General features: G+C 47.2%; 23 protein-coding genes. 15 read left to right on the top strand and 8 right to left on the bottom strand.

Going from position 1 to position 22737, the window contains the following annotated elements:
- Window positions 1–483: 483 nt before the first annotated feature.
- On the bottom strand, window positions 484–2082 hold the full coding sequence (locus DEU29_RS12625; protein WP_133540704.1) for a S8 family serine peptidase: 1599 nt from the start codon (window positions 2080–2082) through the stop codon (window positions 484–486).
- Between the two features lie 131 nt (window positions 2083–2213).
- On the opposite strand from DEU29_RS12625, the gene trmA reads away from it, so the two are divergent.
- On the top strand, window positions 2214–3317 hold the full coding sequence (gene trmA / locus DEU29_RS12630) for a tRNA (uridine(54)-C5)-methyltransferase TrmA (RefSeq protein ID WP_133540705.1): 1104 nt from the start codon (window positions 2214–2216) through the stop codon (window positions 3315–3317).
- A 14-nt stretch (window positions 3318–3331) separates the two neighbouring features.
- On the opposite strand, the gene DEU29_RS12635 is transcribed toward trmA, so the two are convergent.
- The 3 genes from DEU29_RS12635 to efp form a co-directional block, all read right to left on the bottom strand.
- Window positions 3332–3736 (bottom strand): MerC domain-containing protein, encoded by a 405-nt coding sequence (locus DEU29_RS12635; protein ID WP_133540706.1) that lies wholly within the window; start codon window positions 3734–3736, stop codon window positions 3332–3334.
- A gap of 87 nt (window positions 3737–3823) precedes the next feature.
- Window positions 3824–4795, bottom strand: coding sequence for an EF-P lysine aminoacylase EpmA (gene epmA / locus DEU29_RS12640; RefSeq protein WP_133540707.1), 972 nt, complete (start codon window positions 4793–4795; stop codon window positions 3824–3826).
- A gap of 15 nt (window positions 4796–4810) precedes the next feature.
- Entirely contained in the window at window positions 4811–5380 is a 570-nt protein-coding gene (gene efp / locus DEU29_RS12645; RefSeq protein WP_133540708.1) for an elongation factor P, read from the bottom strand.
- Between the two features lie 117 nt (window positions 5381–5497).
- Here efp and epmB point away from each other — a divergent pair, with 117 nt between their 5' ends.
- Entirely contained in the window at window positions 5498–6532 is a 1035-nt protein-coding gene (gene epmB, locus DEU29_RS12650; RefSeq protein WP_133540709.1) for an EF-P beta-lysylation protein EpmB, read from the top strand.
- A 17-nt stretch (window positions 6533–6549) separates the two neighbouring features.
- Window positions 6550–6870 carry a hypothetical protein gene (locus DEU29_RS12655; RefSeq protein ID WP_133540710.1) on the top strand — a complete coding sequence of 107 codons (321 nt, stop codon included), beginning with the start codon at window positions 6550–6552 and terminating at the stop codon, window positions 6868–6870.
- Here DEU29_RS12655 and DEU29_RS12660 read toward each other — a convergent pair.
- The 3 genes from DEU29_RS12660 to DEU29_RS12670 form a co-directional block, all read right to left on the bottom strand.
- On the bottom strand, window positions 6845–7381 hold the full coding sequence (locus tag DEU29_RS12660) for a DUF3016 domain-containing protein (RefSeq protein ID WP_133540711.1): 537 nt from the start codon (window positions 7379–7381) through the stop codon (window positions 6845–6847). The genes DEU29_RS12655 and DEU29_RS12660 overlap by 26 nt on opposite strands.
- Before the next feature lie 133 nt (window positions 7382–7514).
- On the bottom strand, window positions 7515–9161 hold the full coding sequence (gene groL, locus DEU29_RS12665; protein WP_133540712.1) for a chaperonin GroEL: 1647 nt from the start codon (window positions 9159–9161) through the stop codon (window positions 7515–7517).
- 51 nt (window positions 9162–9212) lie between these two features.
- On the bottom strand, window positions 9213–9503 hold the full coding sequence (locus DEU29_RS12670) for a co-chaperone GroES (protein ID WP_133540713.1): 291 nt from the start codon (window positions 9501–9503) through the stop codon (window positions 9213–9215).
- Between the two features lie 174 nt (window positions 9504–9677).
- Between DEU29_RS12670 and cutA the strand changes: the two genes are divergently transcribed.
- The 12 genes from cutA to DEU29_RS12730 all read left to right on the top strand — a co-directional run bounded on the left by cutA (window position 9678) and on the right by DEU29_RS12730 (window position 22264).
- Window positions 9678–9998 (top strand): divalent-cation tolerance protein CutA, encoded by a 321-nt coding sequence (cutA, locus tag DEU29_RS12675; RefSeq protein ID WP_133540714.1) that lies wholly within the window; start codon window positions 9678–9680, stop codon window positions 9996–9998.
- On the top strand, window positions 9995–11749 hold the full coding sequence (locus DEU29_RS12680) for a protein-disulfide reductase DsbD (protein WP_133540715.1): 1755 nt from the start codon (window positions 9995–9997) through the stop codon (window positions 11747–11749). Before cutA ends, DEU29_RS12680 begins: the two co-directional genes overlap by 4 nt.
- Before the next feature lie 157 nt (window positions 11750–11906).
- Window positions 11907–12365 carry a type II 3-dehydroquinate dehydratase gene (gene aroQ / locus DEU29_RS12685; protein WP_133540716.1) on the top strand — a complete coding sequence of 153 codons (459 nt, stop codon included), beginning with the start codon at window positions 11907–11909 and terminating at the stop codon, window positions 12363–12365.
- A gap of 18 nt (window positions 12366–12383) precedes the next feature.
- Window positions 12384–12842 (top strand): acetyl-CoA carboxylase biotin carboxyl carrier protein, encoded by a 459-nt coding sequence (gene accB / locus DEU29_RS12690; RefSeq protein ID WP_133540717.1) that lies wholly within the window; start codon window positions 12384–12386, stop codon window positions 12840–12842.
- Between the two features lie 43 nt (window positions 12843–12885).
- A complete protein-coding gene (gene accC / locus DEU29_RS12695; RefSeq protein ID WP_133540718.1) occupies window positions 12886–14235 on the top strand; it encodes an acetyl-CoA carboxylase biotin carboxylase subunit in 1350 nt (449 codons plus the stop codon).
- Window positions 14236–14238: 3 nt separating this feature from the next.
- Window positions 14239–15120, top strand: coding sequence for a 50S ribosomal protein L11 methyltransferase (gene prmA / locus DEU29_RS12700; RefSeq protein WP_133540719.1), 882 nt, complete (start codon window positions 14239–14241; stop codon window positions 15118–15120).
- Between the two features lie 150 nt (window positions 15121–15270).
- A complete protein-coding gene (dusB, locus tag DEU29_RS12705; protein ID WP_133540720.1) occupies window positions 15271–16242 on the top strand; it encodes a tRNA dihydrouridine synthase DusB in 972 nt (323 codons plus the stop codon).
- A gap of 7 nt (window positions 16243–16249) precedes the next feature.
- The gene (gene fis, locus DEU29_RS12710) at window positions 16250–16543 is read left to right on the top strand and encodes a DNA-binding transcriptional regulator Fis (RefSeq protein WP_105307351.1); all 294 of its coding nucleotides are present in this window, start codon (window positions 16250–16252) and stop codon (window positions 16541–16543) included.
- 83 nt (window positions 16544–16626) lie between these two features.
- The gene (gene purH / locus DEU29_RS12715; protein ID WP_133540721.1) at window positions 16627–18189 is read left to right on the top strand and encodes a bifunctional phosphoribosylaminoimidazolecarboxamide formyltransferase/IMP cyclohydrolase; all 1563 of its coding nucleotides are present in this window, start codon (window positions 16627–16629) and stop codon (window positions 18187–18189) included.
- An 88-nt stretch (window positions 18190–18277) separates the two neighbouring features.
- Complete coding sequence (locus tag DEU29_RS12720; protein ID WP_133540722.1) at window positions 18278–19141, top strand: class I SAM-dependent methyltransferase; 864 nt, start codon at window positions 18278–18280, stop codon at window positions 19139–19141.
- 8 nt (window positions 19142–19149) lie between these two features.
- Window positions 19150–20430, top strand: a complete 1281-nt coding sequence (purD, locus tag DEU29_RS12725) for a phosphoribosylamine--glycine ligase (protein WP_133540723.1) — start codon at window positions 19150–19152, stop codon at window positions 20428–20430.
- Between the two features lie 103 nt (window positions 20431–20533).
- The gene (locus DEU29_RS12730) at window positions 20534–22264 is read left to right on the top strand and encodes a GGDEF domain-containing protein (protein WP_133540724.1); all 1731 of its coding nucleotides are present in this window, start codon (window positions 20534–20536) and stop codon (window positions 22262–22264) included.
- A gap of 7 nt (window positions 22265–22271) precedes the next feature.
- Here the strand turns inward: DEU29_RS12730 and maoP are convergent, their stop codons facing one another.
- Window positions 22272–22643, bottom strand: a complete 372-nt coding sequence (gene maoP / locus DEU29_RS12735; protein WP_133540725.1) for a DUF413 domain-containing protein — start codon at window positions 22641–22643, stop codon at window positions 22272–22274.
- Between the last annotated feature and the right edge of the window lie 94 nt (window positions 22644–22737).

Raw genomic sequence — 22737 nt, forward strand, 5'->3', positions numbered from 1 at the left:
ATTAAAAGTAGTTCAATCAACTCAATGAATTACGCGTTTTTGCTTGGCTTCTTTCGAAACCTTGCTGAACACTCATTCAAAAGTTGCAATACATAGTTCGTTTTGCTTAACTTCTGCAAGTGCCCACACAGTTTGCTTGGCTTGATATAGTTGTTAAAGAGCGTTTCTCAGCAGCCTCGCTGCGAGAGGTGCGTATTCTACACACCTGAAGTTTTCCGTCAATACTTTTTTTAAAAAAGATGTTTTAGAAAACCTCTGTTTTCGGCGGCTTCGTTGCCTGCCTCGAACGTGGAGCGCATTTTAGAGATTTAACTGCAACCGTCAAGGCCTTTTTTGCAATTTTAATTGTTTTCTACGCCAACCGTTTAAATACCATTCAAATGTGATCAATATTAACAACTATAGAGCCTTTATAGGGCGTTAAAATAAAAACCCCTGTTATAGAACAGGGGTTTTTATGACTAAATAGCGGACTTCACCTGATTATTTGTTCTTTCCATTACCTTTACCGTTACCAGGCTTGGTATCGTCATCACCAGAACCACCTGTATCTCCACCTGAGCCACTGCTTCCTGCGCATCCGTTGGTCGCTAGATAGTCATAGGCAAGTTTGGCTTGGACTAAACCATGTCCATATGCATTATCACGACCAGTATCACCAAGGTCCTCGGCTGTAGCCGATAGCGCACTGCGGATGTCCGTATTACTACAGTCTGCGAAATGACTCCACACTAATGCACTTACTCCAACAACATGCGGTGTTGCCATCGACGTTCCGTCAAAAAATGCCCAATCGCTACTTTCAACAGCAACGGTTGCCGTCGACCCCAGCTGATTCAACATTTGCGCACCAGCAGAAGCGCTCACCCCAACAGACGGAATACTGGTAACGACATCGCCCAGCGTGCCGCTCAAAACACCCGCTTCATTGTTGTAAATGATGGTGCCAATTCCACCACCGGCTTCACAAGCTTGTACTTTTTCAGCAAAACTAATCGCTCCCCGCTCGATGAGACATACGCTACCGTTTGCATCAGCACAAACCTGGTCACCGATACCGCAGTCAGCTAATGAACCTGTCGCAGTGCCTTTAGCAGATCCTTCCATAGCAAGATTTTCGAAGCTCACTTCTGCAACCACGGCTTCTGAACGTTCACCCATGCCCCGAGGAACAGAAGATAGTACGGCGACACCCGGTCCGGAAAGTTCAACTTGATTAGTTTGTTGTGAAAATGACGCAACCTGTTTGTTTGAATCTATTGCAGCAACCGATACAACAGCGTCATATGATGCAGGGTAAGAATGACGGGTATTGCCTGCATTACCCGCAGCAGCAATACTTAATATTCCTTGGTCATTAAATTGTGCAAACGCCCGTTCTTCAGTTTTACTACCGCGATCTCCACCTAATGACATATTAATGACATTAGAGCCTGCCGCCGCACATTCATCAGCCGCAGCAATCAACGAAGATGAATAGCCCCAGCCATCCGCATTAAATACTTTTACTATGTGAAGGTTTATATTGCCATTCGGCAGCACGCCTACAACGCCAGTACCATTCGCTAGTGCTGCAATTGTTCCTGCAACGTGCGTTCCATGACCATTTTCGTCGGTATACCAATTACCGGTACCACTATTGTAGCTACCATCAACACCCGCGCTTTGTAGGTCAGGATGACCTAAGTCATAACCAGAGTCGATAATACAAACCTTTCTATTACCCGCGGCCGCATCTGACAATAAGTCGGCTTGAACCTGCGCAATACCATATGGTTGGCCTGGCTCGAACTCTGAGGCTAACAATTTACGTTTCACGTCGGGTTCCACATATTCAATATTTGGATTGTTTTTTAAACCCTTTAGAGCATTAGCGGGCACAGTAATTGCCATGGCATGGTGGTTCGGTAAATCGACCTTGGTCTCACCGCCGGCCTTTTGAATCGCCTGCTGTACCGATGCCTTATTACCTGGTTTAAAAGCTACAATAACGCGTTCTTTATCTACAGCAGCTTGCGCTCCAGCAGATAGGACCGATGCTGTTGCCACAAATACTAATGATTTTTTTAGCGATAATTTCATGATTAACCCTGTGTTTTTATATTTGGAATTTTCAGGGCCAACACAACATGAGAGAATAACGTCTCGTTGGCATTTAAAAATTTGCCACAAATTATTACTGAATGTAACCAATCTTTACAAAGGTATTACAGATGACATATCAGAACATCGAGTTGATCGATTACGAGAAGCAGCTTGAACAAAAGATCGAAACTTCTGCCCAGCGCTTTGAGGAAATCGGTGTAAGCGACTTCGATGTAGTTAAATCTGAGCCTAAGCACTATCGCATGCGCGCAGAGTTCCGGCTTTGGCATGAAGGCGATGACCTCTACTATATTATGTTTAATCCGGAAACTCGGGAAAAAGTCAGAAAAGATGAGTTTTTGCCGGGTAGTCGACTTATTAATAAGCTGATGCAGGCCGTTAGAAACTATGTCATCGATAACCCCTTACTGCGGCAGAAGTTATTTCAGGTTGATTTTTTAACCACCACAACACAACAGGCCATTGTATCAGTACTCTACCACCGTGCTCTTGACGAGGAATGGAAAGCTGCTGCTGCGGAATTGCATCAACACCTCCAGCAATATGCGGATGTATTACATTTAATTGGCAGAGCCCGCAAACAAAAAGTTGTTTTTGGGGAAGAGTACGTTACTGAGCAAGTTAGGGTGAATGGCAAAACCTATCAGTCTATTCAAACAGAAAATAGTTTTACCCAGCCCAATGCCGGTATTAACGAAAAAATGATCGAATGGGCAAGCCGCCATGCCGGTAACACGAATCACGACCTGTTAGAACTTTACTGTGGCAATGGCAACTTCACCCTACCGCTTGCCAAACAATTTAATCGAGTACTTGCAACCGAAATCAGCAAGGGTTCGGTCAATGCCGCACGACGCGGTGCCGAGCTCAATAACATTAACAACGTGACTGTGGTTAGAATGTCAGCCGAAGAGTTCAGCCAGGCAATGCAGGGGACGTTGTCTTCAAGACGCGCTGAGGAAGCCAACTTAAGCTCTTTTAACTGTAAAACAGTACTCGTTGATCCGCCGCGCGCCGGTCTGGATGAACTAGCCATACAGCTTGTCCGTCAATATTCTCGTATCATTTACATCTCATGCAACCCTGATACGCTAATCGACAACATCAAAGCGCTGGGTAAAGAGTTTAAGGTGACGTCGGCCGCTATATTTGACCAGTTCCCATACACTGACCACATTGAATCTGGCGTTATATTGGAGAAATTAAGCTAGCCTTGCGTTGATGCTTAATTTGTTTCAGGAACAGCCACAGGAACTACAGCGTTTACCTTACGGGAGCGTCGCAGATTACTCCAGTGTGCGTAAATAATGAGGCTCGCGCCAAGCAGGATAATAAAAGGCTCGCCCAGGTGCCCTAAGATGTCGCGCTGAGAGTATATCAGCGCGCCAGCTAGTAATGGTACCAGCAGGCGCCATTCACCGTGCTTACGTGCGCCACCAATCAGGGACCATAAGCCCACCGCTACGCTAAGCCCTAAAATGCTATTTTCTAGCAGGTCTTCGCCAATAAACGCTAAACCAGCCAGAGCCAACAGGGGGAGTATCAGCGGCAATAAAAGGCAATGGATCGCGCACAATGTGGTGATCCACATTCCAGCTCTGTCCAATCGCTTTTGTTTTGATAAGGTCATATTCGCCCCCCTGACTACCGTGCTGTTATATTATAACATACGCTATCAGATGCCAAGGGGATCGATTAAGTTTTTATCAAACTGTCTTCAGCAGTTAGCGATAGAGAAAGGCACCACGCTGGAGATCTGGTCTTTATTCAGAGCAATCATCAATAAGCGGTCAAATCCAAGCGCAACGCCAGAGCAAGGTGGCATGCCGTGTCTAAGCGCAGCAAGCAAATATTCGTCAGCGGTTCTCTCTGCTCGCTGCAATTGCCTGCGTTTAGCGTTATCCTCCACAAACCGCCGATTTTGCTCATCGGTATCGGTCAGCTCATCGTATCCATTCGCTAATTCTATTCCATGGTAGTAGATTTCGAACCTCAGTGATACACGTTCGTCTTCGGGACAAACACGCGCCAACGCAGCTTGCGAACGAGGAAAGTGCGTGATAGCAACGGGGGTGTCTGATGGCAGTTCAGGCTCGACAAGCAGATTAAATGCAACCTGTAATATAGTATCCGGATCCGTTTCTTTTTCCATCCAGTCGCGCGTATCTGTGCGTGTTTTTAAGTGGCGATGTATGGCGGATATTCCCTCGCCCTGCAGTGGGTCCCAGCCTGTGCACTGCACAAATATCTCTTGGTAGGTGTGCGCTATAATTGGCGGCGCATCGGTAACATACTGTATTAGTTCGCTGACTTCAGCAATGAGCTCGACAAGATTAAAACCAACACGATACCACTCAACTAAACTGAATTCTGGGTTGTGCTGACGTCCGATTTCATCGTCCCGGAACACGTGCGATAGTTGAAAAATACTGGTTCTATATTGTGCCAGCAACCTTTTCATGGCGTATTCCGGCGATGTTTGTAAGCTAAGTTTCAGCGGTTGTCCATCAGGACCCGCAGTCAGTGCGGTTGTCAGGTTTTCTAAGTGGGGGTCGGTAACGCCATGGCGGGCTAGTAAGGGGGTATCAACCTCCAGGACATTGCGTTGATAAAAAAACTGACGGATCTGACGCATCAATTCAGCTCGCTGCTGGAGCGTTTGCAAAGATGCCTCAGATCGCCAGTCCATTATCTATGTCAGTCGTTACTTTTGTACGCGCGATACATACTCACCAGAGCGTGTATCGACTTTTATGACTTCGCCTATCTGAACAAATAATGGCACTCGTACCACAGCACCCGTGCTCAACGTCGCCGGTTTACCACCGGTACCCGCGGTATCACCTTTAAGGCCGGGGTCAGTTTCAGTCACTTCCAACTCAACAAAATTTGGCGGCTGAACATTGATAGGGTTGCCTTCCCATAAAGTAAGAGTACAAACATCTTGTTCAACCAACCACTTTTCTGCATCGCTAACAGCTTTAGCGTCGGCTGCAACTTGCTCAAAGGTTTCGTTGTTCATAAAGTGCCAGAATTCGCCGTCATTATATAAGTAGGCTAGTTCCAGTTCGATAACATCAGCCCCTTCGACCGACTCACCCGACTTGAACGTTTTCTCGACAACCTTGCCACTGATTAATTTACGAATCTTGACTCGGTTAAAGGCCTGACCTTTGCCCGGCTTTACCATTTCGTTTTCGACAATGCTGCATGGCTCGCCATCCTGCATTATTTTTAAGCCACCTTTAAACTCGTTGGTGCTGTAATTTGCCATAATCTTTTCCTATATGAGCTAATCGTCAAATCATTCCAGATGCCGGCAATAATAAAACAAACAGCAAAATTTTTCAGGTAAAATAATCATCTGACGAAACAAATAGTCGAGGCTGATTTGAACCAACAAGCAACACTGCTAACTCGACCCGACTGGCGGCTTGAGTTACAACAAGCATTTCGCAATCCCAATGATCTGCTCGAATACGTCGGTTTGGATGCTTCACAGTTTTTTGAGGATTCTCGCGCACGAGAACTTTTCCCGCTGCTTGTGCCGCGCCCATTTGCACGACTGATTAAACCCGGCGACGCCAACGACCCATTGCTACGGCAGGTATTGCCGCTTAAACAAGAGTTTGACGATACTCCCGGTTATACTGCTGACCCACTGTTAGAGCAAGGTGATAACGTCGCCGTAGACAAAAACCAGGGCCTGCTGCACAAATATCAGTCGCGTATTTTAATCATTCTAAAAGGGGGCTGTGCGGTTAACTGTCGTTATTGTTTTCGTCGTCACTTCCCATATCAAGAGATTCGCTTTAGCCAACAGGAACTGAGTCAAACTATAGATTACTTGACTCGTAACCCCCAGATTAACGAAGTTATTCTAAGCGGAGGTGATCCGCTGATGGCCAGTGACAAAACTCTTACACGGATTATTGATGCACTGAGTAATGTCACCCAACTAAAGCGGCTACGTATCCACTCTCGATTACCCATTGTTATTCCGACCCGGATCACGGAAACATTAGTGGGGATTTTGGCGAATACCCGACTAAAAACCAGCCTGGTACTGCATGCTAATCACGCTAACGAAATTTCAGCTGAGCTGAAGCACCGGCTGGCTTCGTTGTATAAGGCGGGTATTCACTTATTCAACCAAAGTGTTCTGTTAAAAGGCGTTAACGACAATGTCGACTCACTGACCGAACTGAGCGAGAGTCTGTTCGATTGCGATGTGTTACCCTATTATCTGCATCAACTTGATAAAGTCTCGGGCGCGGCTCATTTTGAAGTGAGTGACGATACGGCCCAGCAACTTTGGTTAGGTATGAATGCGCGTCTACCCGGTTTTTTAGTGCCTAAACTCGTGCGCGAAGTGGGCGGAGAAAACAGCAAGACTGCAATCATGCCCGACGGTAGATTTAAATAGATTAAGGCAAGGAAAATATGACCGATACCATGATTTCTGTTGAGGAAAAACTGCAACAACACTTACAGGTTCTTTATCGCCAGACTGTTGACGCTGACACTTACCTGGATGACCTGCGACAACAGGGTAAAGCGAAGTTTCAAGATGTCTTCGCAGATAATACTCATTTTGTAACCAGCAGCAATCGGTTTCAACCTTACCTAAAAGAGGTAACCGAAAACGTTGAACAGTGGCAACAGAATAAAGAGGATGAGGAGCTGCTGCAAAAAATCGTGCAGCAGCTACAACTGCTAACCGAAACCCTAGCCCGACTTAAGCAGATTCGGCAGGCTGGCTAGATGCGACTTGCTCAGAGAAGGTTTTTCTAAACCAGTCTTTGAGCATTTTTTTCTCGTAGTACAAGTCGTCAGAACGCGACCGTTTAGTCGCCATCGTGTCAAAGTCAAAACTCATGTCTTTTAACTCGACGTCCTCTTGTTTAATTACACTACCGTTACTATCTGTTAAAGAGTAATTGAAATCCATCGTTGGAAAGTCGATCGAACGTACCACGCGGATAAAGTTAGATGTCGATTCGCCAAATGTTGGCTCGAGACGACCTGTTAAGTCGATGTCAGTTACCGTTACAGCTAACGTTTGCCCGTCGGGCAAGTCAGCAGACAGTTCATTGAAGTAACCGGTTAACTCTTCCATCAAGCGTTTTTGATAGCGCTCTTCCAAACCGTTCGCCGGCTCAAAATCGGTATAGTCATCAACTTTCTCAAAGTTAACTTTAGCCTCACCTGCATGAGCCGGTGTAAATAACATTGCCGAAACTAACGCTAATGCTGTCATTGATAGTGTGCGCATAATCACCTCCTGGCGAAATTACTTAATCACTATGACAAACGTTTAGCAGAAAAATTCAAAACCTCAATGCATAGATATACAAAAAAAGCGCCCGCAGGCGCTTTTTTAATAAACAAAGGCTGGAAACAGCAGCTTACATCATGCCGCCCATTCCGCCCATGCCACCCATGTCGCCGCCAGGCATACCGCCGGCATTATCATCTTGCGGGATGTCAGCGATCATCGCTTCGGTGGTGATCATCAATGCACCAACGGATGCAGCAAACTGCAGCGCTGAGCGAGTAACCTTAGTTGGGTCAAGAATACCCATTTCCAGCATATCGCCGTACGTGTCGTTACCTGCGTTGTAACCAAAGTTACCTTCGCCGTCACGCACATTGTTAGCAACAACTGAAGCTTCGGCACCGGCGTTAGTCGCGATTTGACGCAATGGCGATTCCATTGCACGCAATGCTAGGCGAATACCTACGTTTTGCTCTTCATTGTCGCCACGTAATTCGCCCAGTTTGCTTGCTGCACGAACCAGTGCAACACCACCACCAGGTACAACGCCTTCTTCAACCGCAGCGCGAGTTGCGTGTAACGCGTCTTCTACGCGAGCTTTTTTCTCTTTCATTTCGACTTCAGTCGCCGCGCCCACTTTGATTACCGCAACGCCGCCAGCTAACTTAGCCAGACGCTCTTGCAGTTTTTCGCGATCATAGTCAGACGTCGTATCTTCCATCTGCTGCTTGATTTGCGTTACGCGGCCTTCGATGGCTGCGTCGTCGCCATTACCGTCAACAACGGTCGTGTTGTCTTTGGTGATAACAACGCGTTTCGCAGTACCCAGATCTTCCAGCTGAGTTTTTTCCAATTCCATACCGATTTCTTCAGAGACAACCGTACCGCCAGTCAACACAGCGATGTCCTGCAACATTGCTTTACGACGGTCACCAAAGCCAGGTGCTTTAACCGCAGCAACTTTTACGATGCCACGCATGTTGTTTACCACCAAGGTAGCCAACGCTTCGCCTTCAACATCTTCAGCGATGATTAGTAATGGTTTGCCTGCTTTAGAAACGCCTTCTAATACCGGCAGTAATTCGCGGATGTTAGAGATTTTCTTGTCAACCAACAGGATGAACGGGTTATCCAGTTCAACTGAACCGCTTTCCTGATTGTTGATGAAGTAAGGAGACAGATAACCACGGTCGAACTGCATACCTTCAACAACATCAAGTTCGTCAGTCAGTGCCTGACCTTCTTCAACGGTGATAACGCCTTCCTGACCCACTTTGTCCATCGCTTCAGCGATAATTTGACCGATAGTATGGTCTGAATTAGCAGAAATAGTACCTACCTGTGCAATCGCTTTGCTGTCAGCGCATGGTTGAGAGATTTTCTTCAGCTCTTCAACGGCAGCGATAACTGCTTTATCGATACCGCGTTTTAAATCCATTGGGTTCATGCCCGCCGCAACGGCTTTCAGGCCTTCGTTAACAATAGATTGTGCTAATACGGTCGCTGTCGTTGTACCGTCACCGGCTTCGTCATTCGCTTTAGACGCAACTTCTTTGACCATTTGTGCGCCCATGTTCTCGAACTTGTCTTCAAGCTCGATTTCTTTTGCAACTGACACACCATCTTTAGTGATGTTCGGTGCACCGAATGACTTATCTAAAACAACGTTACGGCCTTTAGGACCTAAGGTTACTTTTACAGCGTCGGCCAATACGTTGACGCCTTTCAGCATTTTTTGACGCGCTGTGTTACCAAATTTAACTTCTTTAGCTGCCATGTTTGCTTTCCTCTTAAATACGGTTTAACGATTTATGCGTTAGTTTTTGGCTTATTCTTCGATTGCCAAAATGTCGCTTTCGCTCATAATCAGAAACTCTTCACCGTCGATTTTTTCGGTTTTAACACCGTAACCTTCGTTGAACAGAACCTTATCGCCGGCTTTCACTTCCAGCGCACGCACTTCACCGTTATCTAAAATACGGCCATTACCTACGGCAACGACTTCACCGCGGGTTGATTTTTCTGCCGCAGAACCCGTCAAAACAATGCCGCCTGCAGACTTTGCTTCGACTTCGATGCGTTTAATAATGACTCGATCGTGTAAAGGACGAAGTTTCATTGGTGATAACTCCTCAACCTATGTTGTGTGTGGTTAATACCCTTTAAGGGCGTTAAAAAATGTGTGTGCTCAATAAATGGGGTAAGAAATTGTGTTATCAAGGGTAGGATGAAAAAAATTTTTTGTTTTTTTGTGTTATTTTTAGCGTCCGGTCAGTCGGTAACGAGGTATTTTATGGCTAATGCGACACGTATGCTTTTATGCACCTGCAGCGATATAGGCGAGGCAAAACAACTGGCACATAGCTTAGTCAAAGAAAAGCTGGCGGCGTGCGTCAATATCGTTCCTGCAATTCAATCGGTTTACGAGTGGCAGGGTCATGTGCATGAAGACAATGAAGTGTTGTTAATTATAAAAACGTCCAAACTCAAAGTTGCTTCGCTCAAGCAGGCAGTTCAAAAGGCGCATAGCTATGACTCACCGGAACTGATCAGCTTTGAAATTGATGATGGCTTACCGGAATACCTTAACTGGATTGAGGCGCAGACAAAATGAAGTACCGGGTGGTTAGATTTTTTAGTTGTTTACTCCTGCTGGCTGTTAGCTCTGTAGCCTTGGCGCAATCCGGTTTTTCGCAATCAAATAATCCGTTCAGCTCTGAACCTGAATTTCTGCCGGTTGAACAAGCCTTCACCCCCGAAGTCCGTAAAGACGATGAAGGTATAACCGTTAGTTTTAATATTGAGCCCGGCTACTACCTCTACAAACATCAGTTTAAGGTCACACCAGCAGAAGCTCTCAAACAGCCCATTAACTTTCCTGCTTCCGAAACTCACGTTGATGAATTTTTTGGTGAAACACAGATTTTTCGCGGCTACCTTGAGTTTAACGTAAAGCTTGATGCAACAATAGCAGAGCAAGGGGTAGAGTTACAGTACCAGGGCTGTGCAGATGCTGGCTTATGTTATCCTCCTACACGCATTAATTTGGTTAGCAAAACACAACCCGCAACAACAGCAGCGACACCAAGTGAGCAAACAAATGTCACTACCGACAACACCAGTAACTCCGGCTTATTCGGCCTGGAAACCCAGACCCTTGGCGTTTCTTTGTTGGTGTTCTTTATCCTCGGCATCGGCTTAGCTTTTACACCTTGTGTGTTTCCGATGTATCCAATTCTATCCAGTGTTGTGATTGGCGATAAGCCCAGAACATTCAAAAACGCCCTGTGGCTCTCGTTTGTTTATGTTCAGGGCATGGCTATTACCTATTCACTGCTCGGGCTTGTCGTCGCGCTTGCGGGAATGCAATACCAGGCTTATTTTCAGCACCCTGCGGTATTAATTGTACTCAGTATTGCATTTGGGCTTTTCGCCCTGAGCATGCTGGGCTTATTCACGTTGCAGTTACCGTCATCACTGCAAAGCAAATTACAGGCGCTCAGCGGTCAGCAAAAAGGTGGCCGTGTCGGTGGTGTCTTTACCATTGGCGTTATTTCAGGGTTAGTCGCCTCACCTTGTACAACGGCCCCGCTGTCAGGCGCTCTCCTATACATTGCACAGTCCGGCGACGTTGTTTCCGGTGCCGCTATTCTATATGCGCTAAGTCTCGGGATGGGCGTGCCGTTAATTATATTTGGTGTCTCGGGTGGTAAGTTATTACCCAAAGCCGGTGCCTGGATGGACATGATAAAACACGCATTTGGTTGGTTGCTACTTGCCGTCGTGGTCGTACTCATAGAGCGTTTATTGTCTACTGAGCAAACCTTCTGGCTGTGGCTAACCTACTTCGCGTCACTCGCGGTGTTTATGGGGCAACACCTAAAAACACTTACCCGTCCCGGCGCAAAAATCATACTTTTTCTGTTATTGGTTGCGACAATCGTATTCGGCGCTCAGTGGCAGTATGAAAAACGCGAGCGCGCTCAACAAGCGCACGCGCTGTTTACTCAGGTAGCCACGCTGGCGGAACTTGAGAGTAAAGTTGAAACGGCCGCGCAACAACAGCAATGGGTCATGGTCGATCTTTACGCCGATTGGTGTGTCGCCTGCAAAGAGTTCGAGCAGTACACCTTTGCAGACGAGCGAGTAAGGGCAGAACTTCAGTCAATGCTGTTGCTACAGGCGGATGTCACTGCAAATGATGGTAGTGACCAACAACTATTATCTGAGTATCGCGTGCTAGGCCTGCCGACGGTAATGTTTTTCTCTCCTAATGGTGAGGAAGTTACCGATTGGCGTATCACAGGGTTTAAAGATGCCGAAGCATTTATCAACCATGTAAAGCGAATGAAGTCTGGCCAATAACTGAAGTTGCGCCTAAAAGCGGTGATAAGACCAGTATTTTACTGCAATTACCGCTTATTGTTCTATAATGCCAAAAGATAAAACTTTTTTATTGTAATCTGTCGATATTTCGAACAAAGTTAATGATATCGACACGTTCGCAACATTTGGCAGCCAAATGCAATCTAGTAACTCGCAAAAAGCAAATGTACTCGTTTTGAACGGACCGAACATTAACTTGTTAGGTACGCGTGAGCCGGATATATATGGGCATACGAGCTTGGCAGACATTGAAGCAGATTTAATAAAACTCGCATCCGCGCATGCGGTTCAGCTTATTTTCAAGCAGTCTAATAGCGAGTCCGAACTTATTGATCAGGTACAACAGGCGCGTGGTTCAGTTGACCACATGATCGTTAATGCGGCTGGTTATTCGCATACCAGTATCGCACTGCGTGACGCGCTATCAGCTGTTGCTATCCCATTCTACGAAGTACATATATCTAATATTTATCAGCGCGAGCAATTTCGCCACCACTCGTATTTAGCCGATATTGCGGCCGGAACCTTAAGTGGTTTTGGGCCGTTTGGTTACTCGATGGCACTGCTTGCAATTATCAAACAATTAAAACTTTAACTGAGGCACACGGTTATCATGGACATTCGTAAAATTAAAAAATTGATCGAGCTAGTCGAAGAGTCTGGCATCGCCGAGCTAGAAATCACCGAAGGTGAAGAAGCAGTGCGTATTAATCGCTACAGCGCACAACCTGCTCCAATGCAATATGCACCGCAACCGCAACAAGCACCAGCGCCAGCCTCACAACCAGCTGCAGCCCCAGGCGCTGAAAATACAGCACCTGCGAAAGAAGAGCCTACAGGTCATATCGTTCGCTCGCCGATGGTCGGTACCTTTTATGAAGCTCCATCACCCGATGCCGGGCCTTTCGTTACCGTAGGCTCTAAAGTTAACGCGGGCGAAACCTTATGCATCGTCGAAGCGATGAAAATGATGAATCAAATCGAAGCCGACAAAAGTGGTGTAATTAAGCAAATCTTAGTGGAAAACGAAGAGCCGGTTGAATTTGACCAGCCGCTATTTGTTATCGAATAAGTCTGTTAAACCACTAAGCAACGAATACAACCAGGAATTTATCATGTTAGATAAAGTGGTTATCGCAAACCGCGGTGAAATCGCCCTCAGAATTCTGCGGGCGTGTAAGGAACTGGGTATCAAAACGGTCGCCATTCACTCGACCGTTGACCGGAATCTAAAACACGTTCTACTGGCCGACGAATCGATTTGTATCGGTAAAGCACCAGCAAATGAAAGCTATTTAAATATCCCACGCATTATTAGTGCGGCCGAAATTACCGACGCAGCAGCTATTCATCCGGGTTACGGCTTTTTAGCTGAAAATGCCGACTTTGCCGAGCAAGTTGAAAAATCCGGCTTTATCTTTGTCGGCCCCACTGCCGATGTTATCCGTTTAATGGGTGACAAAGTGTCTGCCATTAAGGCCATGAAACAAGCCGGCGTACCCTGTGTACCAGGCTCTGATGGCCCACTTGATGATGATGACGAGCGCAACATAAAGCTCGCAAAACGCATTGGCTACCCGATTATAATTAAAGCAGCCGGGGGCGGCGGTGGTCGTGGTATGCGCGTAGTTCGGCAGGAAAGCGAGCTACTCAGTGCAATTACAATGACACAAAATGAAGCGCGTGCTGCCTTTGGCAACCCGGTCGTGTACATGGAGAAGTTCCTCGAGAACCCGCGACACGTCGAAGTTCAGGTTTTGGCTGATGGTCAGGGTAACGCAGTTCATTTAGGCGAGCGTGACTGTTCGATGCAACGTAAGCATCAAAAAGTTGTTGAAGAGGCGCCTGCTCCGGGCATCACGCCTGAAATGCGTAAGTTCATTGGCGAGCGGTGTGCCAAAGCGTGTATAGAGATTGGTTATCGCGGTGCCGGTACGTTTGAGTTTTTATACGAAAACGGCGAGTTTTATTTTATCGAAATGAACACCCGTATTCAGGTAGAGCACCCGGTTACCGAGATGGTGACTGGTATCGACCTCATCAAAGAACAACTCCGCATAGCGGCCGGACGCCAGCTTTCGTTTAATCAGGAAGATGTTGTTATTCGCGGCCACGCGGTTGAGTGTCGGATCAACGCCGAAGATCCCGCTACCTTTGTCCCGTCGCCTGGCACCATCACGCGCTTTCATTCACCCGGTGGGTTTGGTGTGCGCTGGGATTCGCACGTCTATGCAGACTACAAAGTGCCGCCTAACTATGATTCCATGATCGGTAAGCTAATTACATACGGCGAAAATCGTGACATCGCTATTGCCCGTATGCGCAACGCACTCAGTGAACTGATCATCGAGAATATTAAGACTAACGTTCCTCTGCAAAAGGACATCATGGCGGACGAAAACTTTCAGCATGGTGGTACCAACATTCACTACCTTGAGAAAAAACTCGGTATCGGAGGGCACTAAACAGTGCCCTGGATCCAGTTAACACTCTCAAGTACCGAAGATCACGCCCCGCAGGTGGGCGATATGCTAATGGCTAATGGCGCTCAGGCAGTTACTTATCGGGATGGCGCTGATAACCCTATTTTCGAGCCTCCGCTGGGCGAAGTGCTGATGTGGCAACATACCTTAGTTACCGGTTTATTCGATGCCGAGGTTGATTTAAAACCAGTTATCGCTAACCTCGAAAAAGCAAAGGTACTGCCAGCACCATTGCAATATAAAGTCGACGGCCTGGAAGACAAAGACTGGGAGCGCGAGTGGATGGATAATTTCCATCCCATTCGGTTTGGCGAACGGTTATGGATTTGTCCTACATGGCGTGACATCCCTGAACCCGATGCGGTTAATATTCTGCTAGACCCTGGCATGGCATTTGGCACCGGAACTCACCCGACAACAGCTATGTGTTTGCGTTGGCTAGATCAGCACGGCCACTCGCATAACGAGGTTGTCGACTTTGGCTGCGGCTCTGGCATTCTGGGTATTGCTGCGCTTAAATTAGGCGCTCGGCATGCGATTGGTATTGATATCGATCGCCAGGCGCTAATCGCAACGCAGGAAAACGCTGAACGTAACGGTGTCGCCGGCAAATTTGATGTCTATCTACCAACAGAGCAGCCCACAGCCAAAGCCGACCTGGTTATGGCTAATGTTCTTGCGGGGCCATTACGGGAACTTGCCGGCACCATACTGAACTACGTTGACCTTGGCGGATCTCTGGTACTGTCCGGTATTTTAAAACGCCAGGCTGAGGACGTAATGGCTGCTTATACGCCTGGCATCACGTTTGACCCTATTGTCGTCGAAGGTGACTGGGTAATGCTGTCGGGTAAACGAACACAGTAGACGGGCTATTAAGCTGTTTAGCTCGCCAACCAGCATTTTTGTCAATAGTAAAAACTCAAAAAAAGGCTAAAATTGCATACTTTTTAGCCTTTTCTTTATCGGCTAAATTCCATAAAATTCTCCACCCTTTCGCTGCGTAGTTTTTAACCGATGCGGATTGGTCAATACCAATTAAACAACAATGTAATACTTGCACCTATGGCGGGCGTTACCGACCAGCCATTCAGGCAGTTGTGCCATGAACTGGGTGCCGGACTTACAGTATCGGAAATGCTGTCGAGCAATCCGAAAGTCTGGAATACCGATAAGTCGCGACAACGGATGGATCATTCCGGCGAATTAGGTATTCGGGCTGTGCAGATTGCTGGCTCTGAGCCACAACTGATGGCGGAAGCTGCGCGCGTAAACGTCGCTATGGGAGCCCAGATCATTGATATTAATATGGGATGCCCAGCGAAAAAGGTAAACAAAAAATTGGCAGGTTCTGCGCTCATGCAGCACCCGGATCTAGTCGAGGAAATTCTTGTCGCCGTTGTTAACGCAGTTGACGTGCCGGTAACATTAAAAACTCGAACAGGCTGGGAACCGGCGCACAAAAACGGTATTGAAATAGCCCGTATTGCAGAACGTAGTGGTATTCAGTCATTAGCTATCCATGGGCGCACTCGCGCGTGCATGTACAAAGGCGAAGCCGAATACGACACAATTAAAGCAATTAAGCAGGCGGTTTCCATACCGGTTGTCGCCAACGGAGATATCCGGCGGCCGGAACAAGCCAGGCAGGTATTAGATTACACCGGCGCCGATGCCATTATGATTGGCCGAGGCGCTCAAGGTAATCCTTGGTTATTCCGCGAAATTGAACATTACTTGCGACATGGAACACATTGTCCACAACCGAGTAATGATGAAGTCGCGACCACGGTAATAAGCCACGTGCGTCGACTTCACCAGTTCTATGGCGAATACCAGGGTGTCCGCATTGCGCGTAAGCACGTCGGTTGGTACCTAAACGAACGAACCGGCGGACGCGAGATGCGTCAACAGTTTAACCGGATCGAGTCGCCTAACGAGCAACTTGATTCACTCGAACACTATTTTGTCACTGTAGAGAAGAGATAAGCGCACTATGTTTGATCAAAACCCTAACCGTGAGAACACATCACCATTAACAACGATTGGTAATAACTCACAACCGAAACCACTTCGTGATTCGGTGAAGCAAGCGCTAAACAGCTTTTTACGCCAGCTAGACGGCCAGGATCCTGAAGAGCTTTACGAGTTAGTTTTATCAGAAGTTGAAGCCCCTTTGCTTGAGGAAGTGATGACTTACACTCGCGGCAATCAAACCCGCGCTGCAACCATGCTGGGTATTAACCGTGGTACCCTTCGCAAGAAGTTAAAAAAATACGGCATGAACTAAATTTCTCTTAAAGAGCGCCTTCTGGCGCTCTTTTTTTTATACTCTTGATATTATCCATAGTTAGTAAAGTTAAAGGCAACGTGATGCAAACCCAATCCATTAAGCGTGCGTTAATCAGTGTTTCTGATAAAACCGGCATAGTCGAATTTGCCACTCAGTTAGCAGCAAAAGGTGTTGAAATTCTATCAACAGGCGGCACCGCAAAATTGTTACGCGAAAACGATATCGCAGTAAAAGATGTGTCGGAGCACACGGGTCAAGTTGAAATCATGGGCGGTCGTGTCAAAACACTACATCCAAAAATTCACGGCGGCATCCTTGGACGCCGCGACATCGATAGCGCGGTGATGCAAGAGCAGGACATTGCTGCTATCGATTTAGTGGTGGTCAACCTTTACCCCTTTAAGAAAACCGTTGCAGCACCAGATTGCACCTTAGCAGATGCTATCGAAAACATTGATATCGGTGGGCCTACTATGGTTCGCGCTGCCGCTAAAAATCATAAAGATGTGACCATCGTTGTTAATAGTGATGATTACCAGCGGGTACTGGATGAAATGGCAGAAAACGGTAACGCAGTGTCAGCAGAAAGCCGTTTTAAATTGGCCGTGGCAGCCTTTGAACATACCGCACAATACGATGGCATGATTGCTAATTACTTGGGTGGTAAGCTAACTGGCGAAGCCGACTTTCCAAGCACGTATAACCTTCAGGTTAATCACAAACAAAGCCTGCGCTATGGCGAAAACAGTCATCAAAAAGCGGCATTCTACACCGAAGCCGATGCACCATCAGGAACTGTATCAAGCGCGAAGCAGCTACAAGGGAAAGCGCTGTCCTTTAATAATATTGCTGATACCGATGCGGCGCTGGAATGTGTTAAAAGCTTCACCCAGCCTGCCTGTGTCATCGTTAAGCATGCCAACCCGTGTGGGGTTGCCATTGACGACACTATTGAAGCGGCTTATCAGCGTGCGTTTAAAACCGACCCGACATCAGCTTTTGGCGGTATTATCGCCTTTAACCGCGAATTAGACGAAGCGACCGCAAAAGCTATCATCGAGCAACAGTTTGTCGAAGTTATTATCGCACCAACCGTTACTGATGCGGCTATTCGCGTCGTTGCCGAAAAGAAAAACGTAAGGTTGCTAGAGGCCGGAGAATGGTCTGCTCAGCAAGAACAGTGGGACTACAAGCGTGTTAACGGCGGCTTACTGGTACAACAGGCTGACACCGAGGACTTTGATACTGAAGCACTTAAGGTGGTCAGCAAAGCGCAGCCAACGGAAGCGCAATTAGCTGATCTTAAGTTTTGCTGGAAAGTCGCAAAGTTTGTTAAGTCTAATGCCATAGTCTATGCCAAAGACGGTATGACGATAGGGGTTGGTGCGGGCCAGATGAGCCGTGTTTATAGTGCCAAAATTGCCGGCATCAAAGCAGCCGATGAAGGGCTTCAGGTCGAAGGCTCAGTGATGGCATCCGATGCATTCTTTCCTTTCCGCGACGGTATTGATGCTGCGGCAGAGGCAGGTATTAAGGCCATTATTCAACCCGGCGGCTCTATCCGTGACGACGAGATCATTGCCGCTGCAGATGAACATGGCATCGCCATGGTGTTTACAGGAATGCGCCATTTCCGTCATTAATGCGTAATGATAAGTGATGTTATTTGCCGCCCCGCTTGATCGGGGCTAATCTTTACCAACACTTATTAAAAATAAAGAGGCAGCTTTTATGAAATACTCTGCAATCGCATTATCGATGACATCGCTTCTGGCGTTGTCTGCCTGTGACTCAGGCCCGCAATCATCAGCTCCTGCAAGCACTGAACAAGGCGCTTCTATCACCTTGAGCGACGCTGTTAACCATGCCGATCGCACGCCGGCCTATGTGCAACGCGATGAATTTCGTCATCCGCAGGAAACGCTCGAGTTTTTCGGCCTTGAACCCTCAATGACGGTAGTAGAAATTTGGCCGGGCGGCGGTTATTACAGTGAAATTCTGGCCCCCTACCTTGCCGATGAGGGCACTTTTTACGCTGCTCACTTCCCCGAAAATACAGAAAGTGATTATTACCAACGGTCACTCAATAATTTTAAAGAACGGCTAACCAGTGAGGCCGTATTTGGTAATGTTGAGTTGACCCAATTCGCTCCGCTCACGCCGCTTGATACCGATATTGCGCCTCCTAACAGTGCAGATCGGGTACTGACCTTCCGTAACCTACATAATTGGTATATGAATGGTGGCGAAGAGGCGGTGTTAAGCGCGTTTCGTCAATTTCATCAGGCGTTAGTGCCTGATGGCGTTTTGGGGGTCGTTGATCACAGACTACCGGAAGGTGCCAACAATGAGGCAATGGCAAATAGTGGCTACATCAAAGAAAGCTGGGTTATAGACCTTGCTGAACAAGCCGGTTTTGAGTTCGTTGAAAGTAGCGAAATTAACGCGAACCCGAAGGATACAGCAGATCACCCTAATGGGGTTTGGAATCTGCCGCCAACGCTTAATGTCGAAGACGGCGACGATGCCGACATTTACAAGGCGATTGGTGAGAGTGACCGCTTTACCCTGAAGTTTAGAAAACCAGTACAATAAGGATACGCATGAAAGTTTTGGTTGTCGGCGGTGGTGGCCGTGAACATGCTCTAGCATGGAAAGCGGCGCAGTCACCCAAAGTTGAACACGTGTATGTGGCGCCGGGTAATGCCGGAACCACAACGGAGCCTCAGTTAACCAATCTGGATATCGCAGCAGAAGACATCGATGGGTTGCTTGCTTTTGCCAGCGAACAGCGCATCGAGCTAACCATTGTTGGCCCCGAGGCGCCATTGGTTAAAGGCATTGTTGACCGTTTCCAGCAAGCCGGTCTTGCGATATTTGGACCAACAGCGGCTGCCGCTCAACTTGAAGGGTCTAAAGCTTTTAGTAAGGATTTCTTACAGCGCCATAATATTCCAACCGCTGCCTACCAAAACTTTACTGATGTCGACGCAGCCAAGCAATATGTGCGCGATAATGCGTTACCCATCGTCATTAAGGCCGATGGCCTAGCCGCTGGCAAGGGAGTAATCATTGCCGAAACACTTGAACAAGCAGATGCAGCCATTGATGACATGCTAGCGGGTAACCGTTTTGGCGAAGCCGGACACCGAGTCGTTATCGAGGAGTTTCTGGTAGGCGAGGAAGCCTCTTTTATTGTCATGGCCGACGGCAAAAACGCCATTGCGTTTGCCTCAAGCCAAGACCATAAAGCTCGTGATAACGGCGATACAGGGCCCAATACCGGTGGTATGGGGGCTTACTCACCCGCGCCGGTTGTTTCACCAAAGGTGCATGACTGGGTCATGCAACATGTTATTAAGCCGACGGTCGATGGCATGGCTGAAGAAGGTCACCCTTACACGGGATTCTTGTACGCTGGCCTGATGATAGCACCGGACGGCAGCGCCAAGGTGCTTGAATACAACTGTCGCTTTGGTGACCCCGAAACACAGCCCATCATGATGCGCTTACAGTCGGACTTCGTCGAATTATGCGAACTGGCCATTGCCGGTGAACTTAAACAGACCCCCGTTGCCTTTGATCCTCGCGCCGCTGTCGGTGTGGTAATGGCAGCCGGTGGTTATCCCGACAGCTATCGTAAGGGCGATGTTATCCAGGGTATTCCCGCCGCAACCGATGACAGCAAAGTGTTTCATGCCGGTACTGCGGTTAAAGACGCTAACGTCATAACCAACGGCGGTCGCGTACTCTGTTGTACCGCGCTTGGTAATAATGTTACCGAAGCCCAACAACACGCGTATCAGCTGGTTGATCAAATCCATTGGGCTAACGCGTATTACCGAACGGATATTGCCCACCGCGCCATCAAGCGCGAACAATAACCTCCCCTGCAAGCCCGGCCAACCGCCGGGCTTTTTTATTGTCATCTCGCTGTCACGTAATTCACATAAAATAGCGCCTTTATCGTTTTCCGCTTTTAGGCTTATGAGTTCTCTACAACACCTGACCGAACTTCTTGAGTCGGAGTTACTGTATCCGGTTTTTCAGCCAATCATAGATACCGCCGGCCAACTAATTATTGGATATGAAGCACTCATTCGTGGCCCCGCCGGGCATCCGCTTGAGTTTCCGGATGCTCTGTTTGCCGTAGCACAACAACTGGACATGCTGTCTGAACTTGAGCTCGCCTGTAGAGCCGCCGCAATTCGGGCATTCTTAAAACTCGACACTAACGCTAAGTTATTTCTTAACGTTAACCCGAATGTCCTTCAGGACGAGGACCACCCTCATGGTAGTACCTTACGCCTGTCAAAACAGTTGGGCATTGACCCGAACAGAATCGTTATCGAGTTATCTGAACGCTACCCCATTAATGAGCCTGAGTTATTAAAAACCGCTGTTACCCATTATCGTAGTCTTGGCTTTATGGTCGCTATCGACGATTTGGGCGCTGGTTATTCGGGTCTTAAACTCTGGTCAGAGATAAAACCTGACTTCGTAAAAATTGACCGTTACTTTATTAGCGAATTAAATAATGACTCTGTCAAACGCGACTTTGTCGCGTCTATTCTTGCGCTTGCGCAAAAAGTTAACGCCAAGGTTATCGCAGAGGGCATTGAGACGCTCGATGAGTTTCATGAGCTACATCGATTGAAACTCTTCCTGTGTCAGGGGTACTTGTTCGCTAAACCCTCTGCATCGCCTCCTAAGGGGTTGGAGCTAAAACCTCTACTGCCAGTAACGAAAAATCTTTCAAATCAGCATACTGTCACATCAATCGCGTCACTAGCACGCTCGGCCCAAGTCTTATCCCCTAATGATAAGGCCCATGTTGCACTAGAGCTTTTTAATAAGAACAAAGTATTATGCTCCATTCCTATTGTTATTAACGGTAAACCCTTGGGGATGCTCCGCAGAGAATCACTAATGGAGCTGTTTTCAGGATCTTATGGGCGAGCACTTTATGCCAACAAGGATGTTTCCCGGATAATGGACGCAAATCCAGTGATCGTTGACCTCAACACACCGCTCGCTACCGTATCTAACATCATTACCGATGATGATGAGGTGGACGTTTTCCGTGAGTTTATTGTGACTGAGAACCAACAGTATTTTGGTGTTGCTTCCGTGCGCGACCTGCTAAAACAAATTACTGAACTACGTATCCAGAACGCCCGTTACGCCAATCCCTTAACGTTACTTCCCGGTAATGTTCCAATACACAAAAAACTTGATCAGCAATTACAGAGCGGCAATGATTTTGCAATTGCTTACTTCGATATTAATCACTTTAAACCTTTTAATGATAATTACGGTTATGCACAAGGTGATGAAATTATTCGCTTAATGGCTAAAATATTAAGGGCTCACACGGCAGACGATACGCATTTCATTGGCCATATCGGAGGTGATGATTTTGTTGTTATCTTTAATAAGCCAAGTAATGCAGAGCAAATTTGCGATAGCATTGTAGCCCAATTTGATGCAGATATAGCGCCGTTCTATAACCATAAAGATCAACAGAAAGGCTACATTTATTCGGTCGGACGGGACGGCGAACAAAAACACTTCCCGCTCGCATCACTTGCCGTCGGATTGGTTGTTATTAGTGCGGGTAAATACAACTCTCACCATCAGATTGCGACATTAGCGAGCGATGCCAAACGAAAAGCCAAACAAAAAAGCAGTAGCCACTGTTTTGTGGACTACCGCTAAACATTGACTAATCCTCAACAATCAAGTCGTCTTCACTGTCTTCTGCACTGCCGGAGCCAAAGCTTTCATCAGCAAATTTTCCTTTGCCGTACATGCTGGCAACTTTAGGACGATGGATACGCGCTTGATATTTGGCCCAGGCTTTTTCCACTACCGTCGTCGGTGCTTGTTCGCCGCGGGCAGACGCTAACAGGGCATCATCCTCCTGATTCTGTGGCGCATATTCACCACTCAATAAAGCACTGATAAGCACACCATATTGAGTTAGCGCATCACTCTCTCGAATAGAGAAATCACCTGAACGGGAAAAACCATAAGGGTAATTACGGAAGTCATTAAATGGTCTCTTCAGCAGAGATTCACGAGTAAAATTGGTCATGGCAAGCCCTTCCTACAGACTAAAACCGAACAAAGAGTCTGTCGCTTGTAAACGACAAAGACGATATAGAGCGATTCATAAATTTTGTCAATAG

Source organism: Idiomarina aquatica (assembly GCF_004362895.1).
In the GTDB taxonomy this organism is placed as follows: domain Bacteria; phylum Pseudomonadota; class Gammaproteobacteria; order Enterobacterales; family Alteromonadaceae; genus Idiomarina.

What these genes read in the sequence shown, in the direction of transcription:
- DEU29_RS12625 (WP_133540704.1), bottom strand. Translation starts at nt 2,082, where the DNA reads ATGAAATTATCGCTAAAAAAATCATTAGTATTTGTGGCAACAGCATCG.
- trmA (WP_133540705.1), top strand. Translation starts at nt 2,214, where the DNA reads ATGACATATCAGAACATCGAGTTGATCGATTACGAGAAGCAGCTTGAA.
- DEU29_RS12635 (WP_133540706.1), bottom strand. Translation starts at nt 3,736, where the DNA reads ATGACCTTATCAAAACAAAAGCGATTGGACAGAGCTGGAATGTGGATC.
- epmA (WP_133540707.1), bottom strand. Translation starts at nt 4,795, where the DNA reads ATGGACTGGCGATCTGAGGCATCTTTGCAAACGCTCCAGCAGCGAGCT.
- efp (WP_133540708.1), bottom strand. Translation starts at nt 5,380, where the DNA reads ATGGCAAATTACAGCACCAACGAGTTTAAAGGTGGCTTAAAAATAATG.
- DEU29_RS12655 (WP_133540710.1), top strand. Translation starts at nt 6,550, where the DNA reads ATGACCGATACCATGATTTCTGTTGAGGAAAAACTGCAACAACACTTA.
- DEU29_RS12660 (WP_133540711.1), bottom strand. Translation starts at nt 7,381, where the DNA reads ATGCGCACACTATCAATGACAGCATTAGCGTTAGTTTCGGCAATGTTA.
- groL (WP_133540712.1), bottom strand. Translation starts at nt 9,161, where the DNA reads ATGGCAGCTAAAGAAGTTAAATTTGGTAACACAGCGCGTCAAAAAATG.
- DEU29_RS12670 (WP_133540713.1), bottom strand. Translation starts at nt 9,503, where the DNA reads ATGAAACTTCGTCCTTTACACGATCGAGTCATTATTAAACGCATCGAA.
- cutA (WP_133540714.1), top strand. Translation starts at nt 9,678, where the DNA reads ATGGCTAATGCGACACGTATGCTTTTATGCACCTGCAGCGATATAGGC.
- DEU29_RS12680 (WP_133540715.1), top strand. Translation starts at nt 9,995, where the DNA reads ATGAAGTACCGGGTGGTTAGATTTTTTAGTTGTTTACTCCTGCTGGCT.
- aroQ (WP_133540716.1), top strand. Translation starts at nt 11,907, where the DNA reads ATGCAATCTAGTAACTCGCAAAAAGCAAATGTACTCGTTTTGAACGGA.
- accB (WP_133540717.1), top strand. Translation starts at nt 12,384, where the DNA reads ATGGACATTCGTAAAATTAAAAAATTGATCGAGCTAGTCGAAGAGTCT.
- accC (WP_133540718.1), top strand. Translation starts at nt 12,886, where the DNA reads ATGTTAGATAAAGTGGTTATCGCAAACCGCGGTGAAATCGCCCTCAGA.
- dusB (WP_133540720.1), top strand. Translation starts at nt 15,271, where the DNA reads ATGCGGATTGGTCAATACCAATTAAACAACAATGTAATACTTGCACCT.
- fis (WP_105307351.1), top strand. Translation starts at nt 16,250, where the DNA reads ATGTTTGATCAAAACCCTAACCGTGAGAACACATCACCATTAACAACG.
- purH (WP_133540721.1), top strand. Translation starts at nt 16,627, where the DNA reads ATGCAAACCCAATCCATTAAGCGTGCGTTAATCAGTGTTTCTGATAAA.
- DEU29_RS12720 (WP_133540722.1), top strand. Translation starts at nt 18,278, where the DNA reads ATGAAATACTCTGCAATCGCATTATCGATGACATCGCTTCTGGCGTTG.
- purD (WP_133540723.1), top strand. Translation starts at nt 19,150, where the DNA reads ATGAAAGTTTTGGTTGTCGGCGGTGGTGGCCGTGAACATGCTCTAGCA.
- DEU29_RS12730 (WP_133540724.1), top strand. Translation starts at nt 20,534, where the DNA reads ATGAGTTCTCTACAACACCTGACCGAACTTCTTGAGTCGGAGTTACTG.
- maoP (WP_133540725.1), bottom strand. Translation starts at nt 22,643, where the DNA reads ATGACCAATTTTACTCGTGAATCTCTGCTGAAGAGACCATTTAATGAC.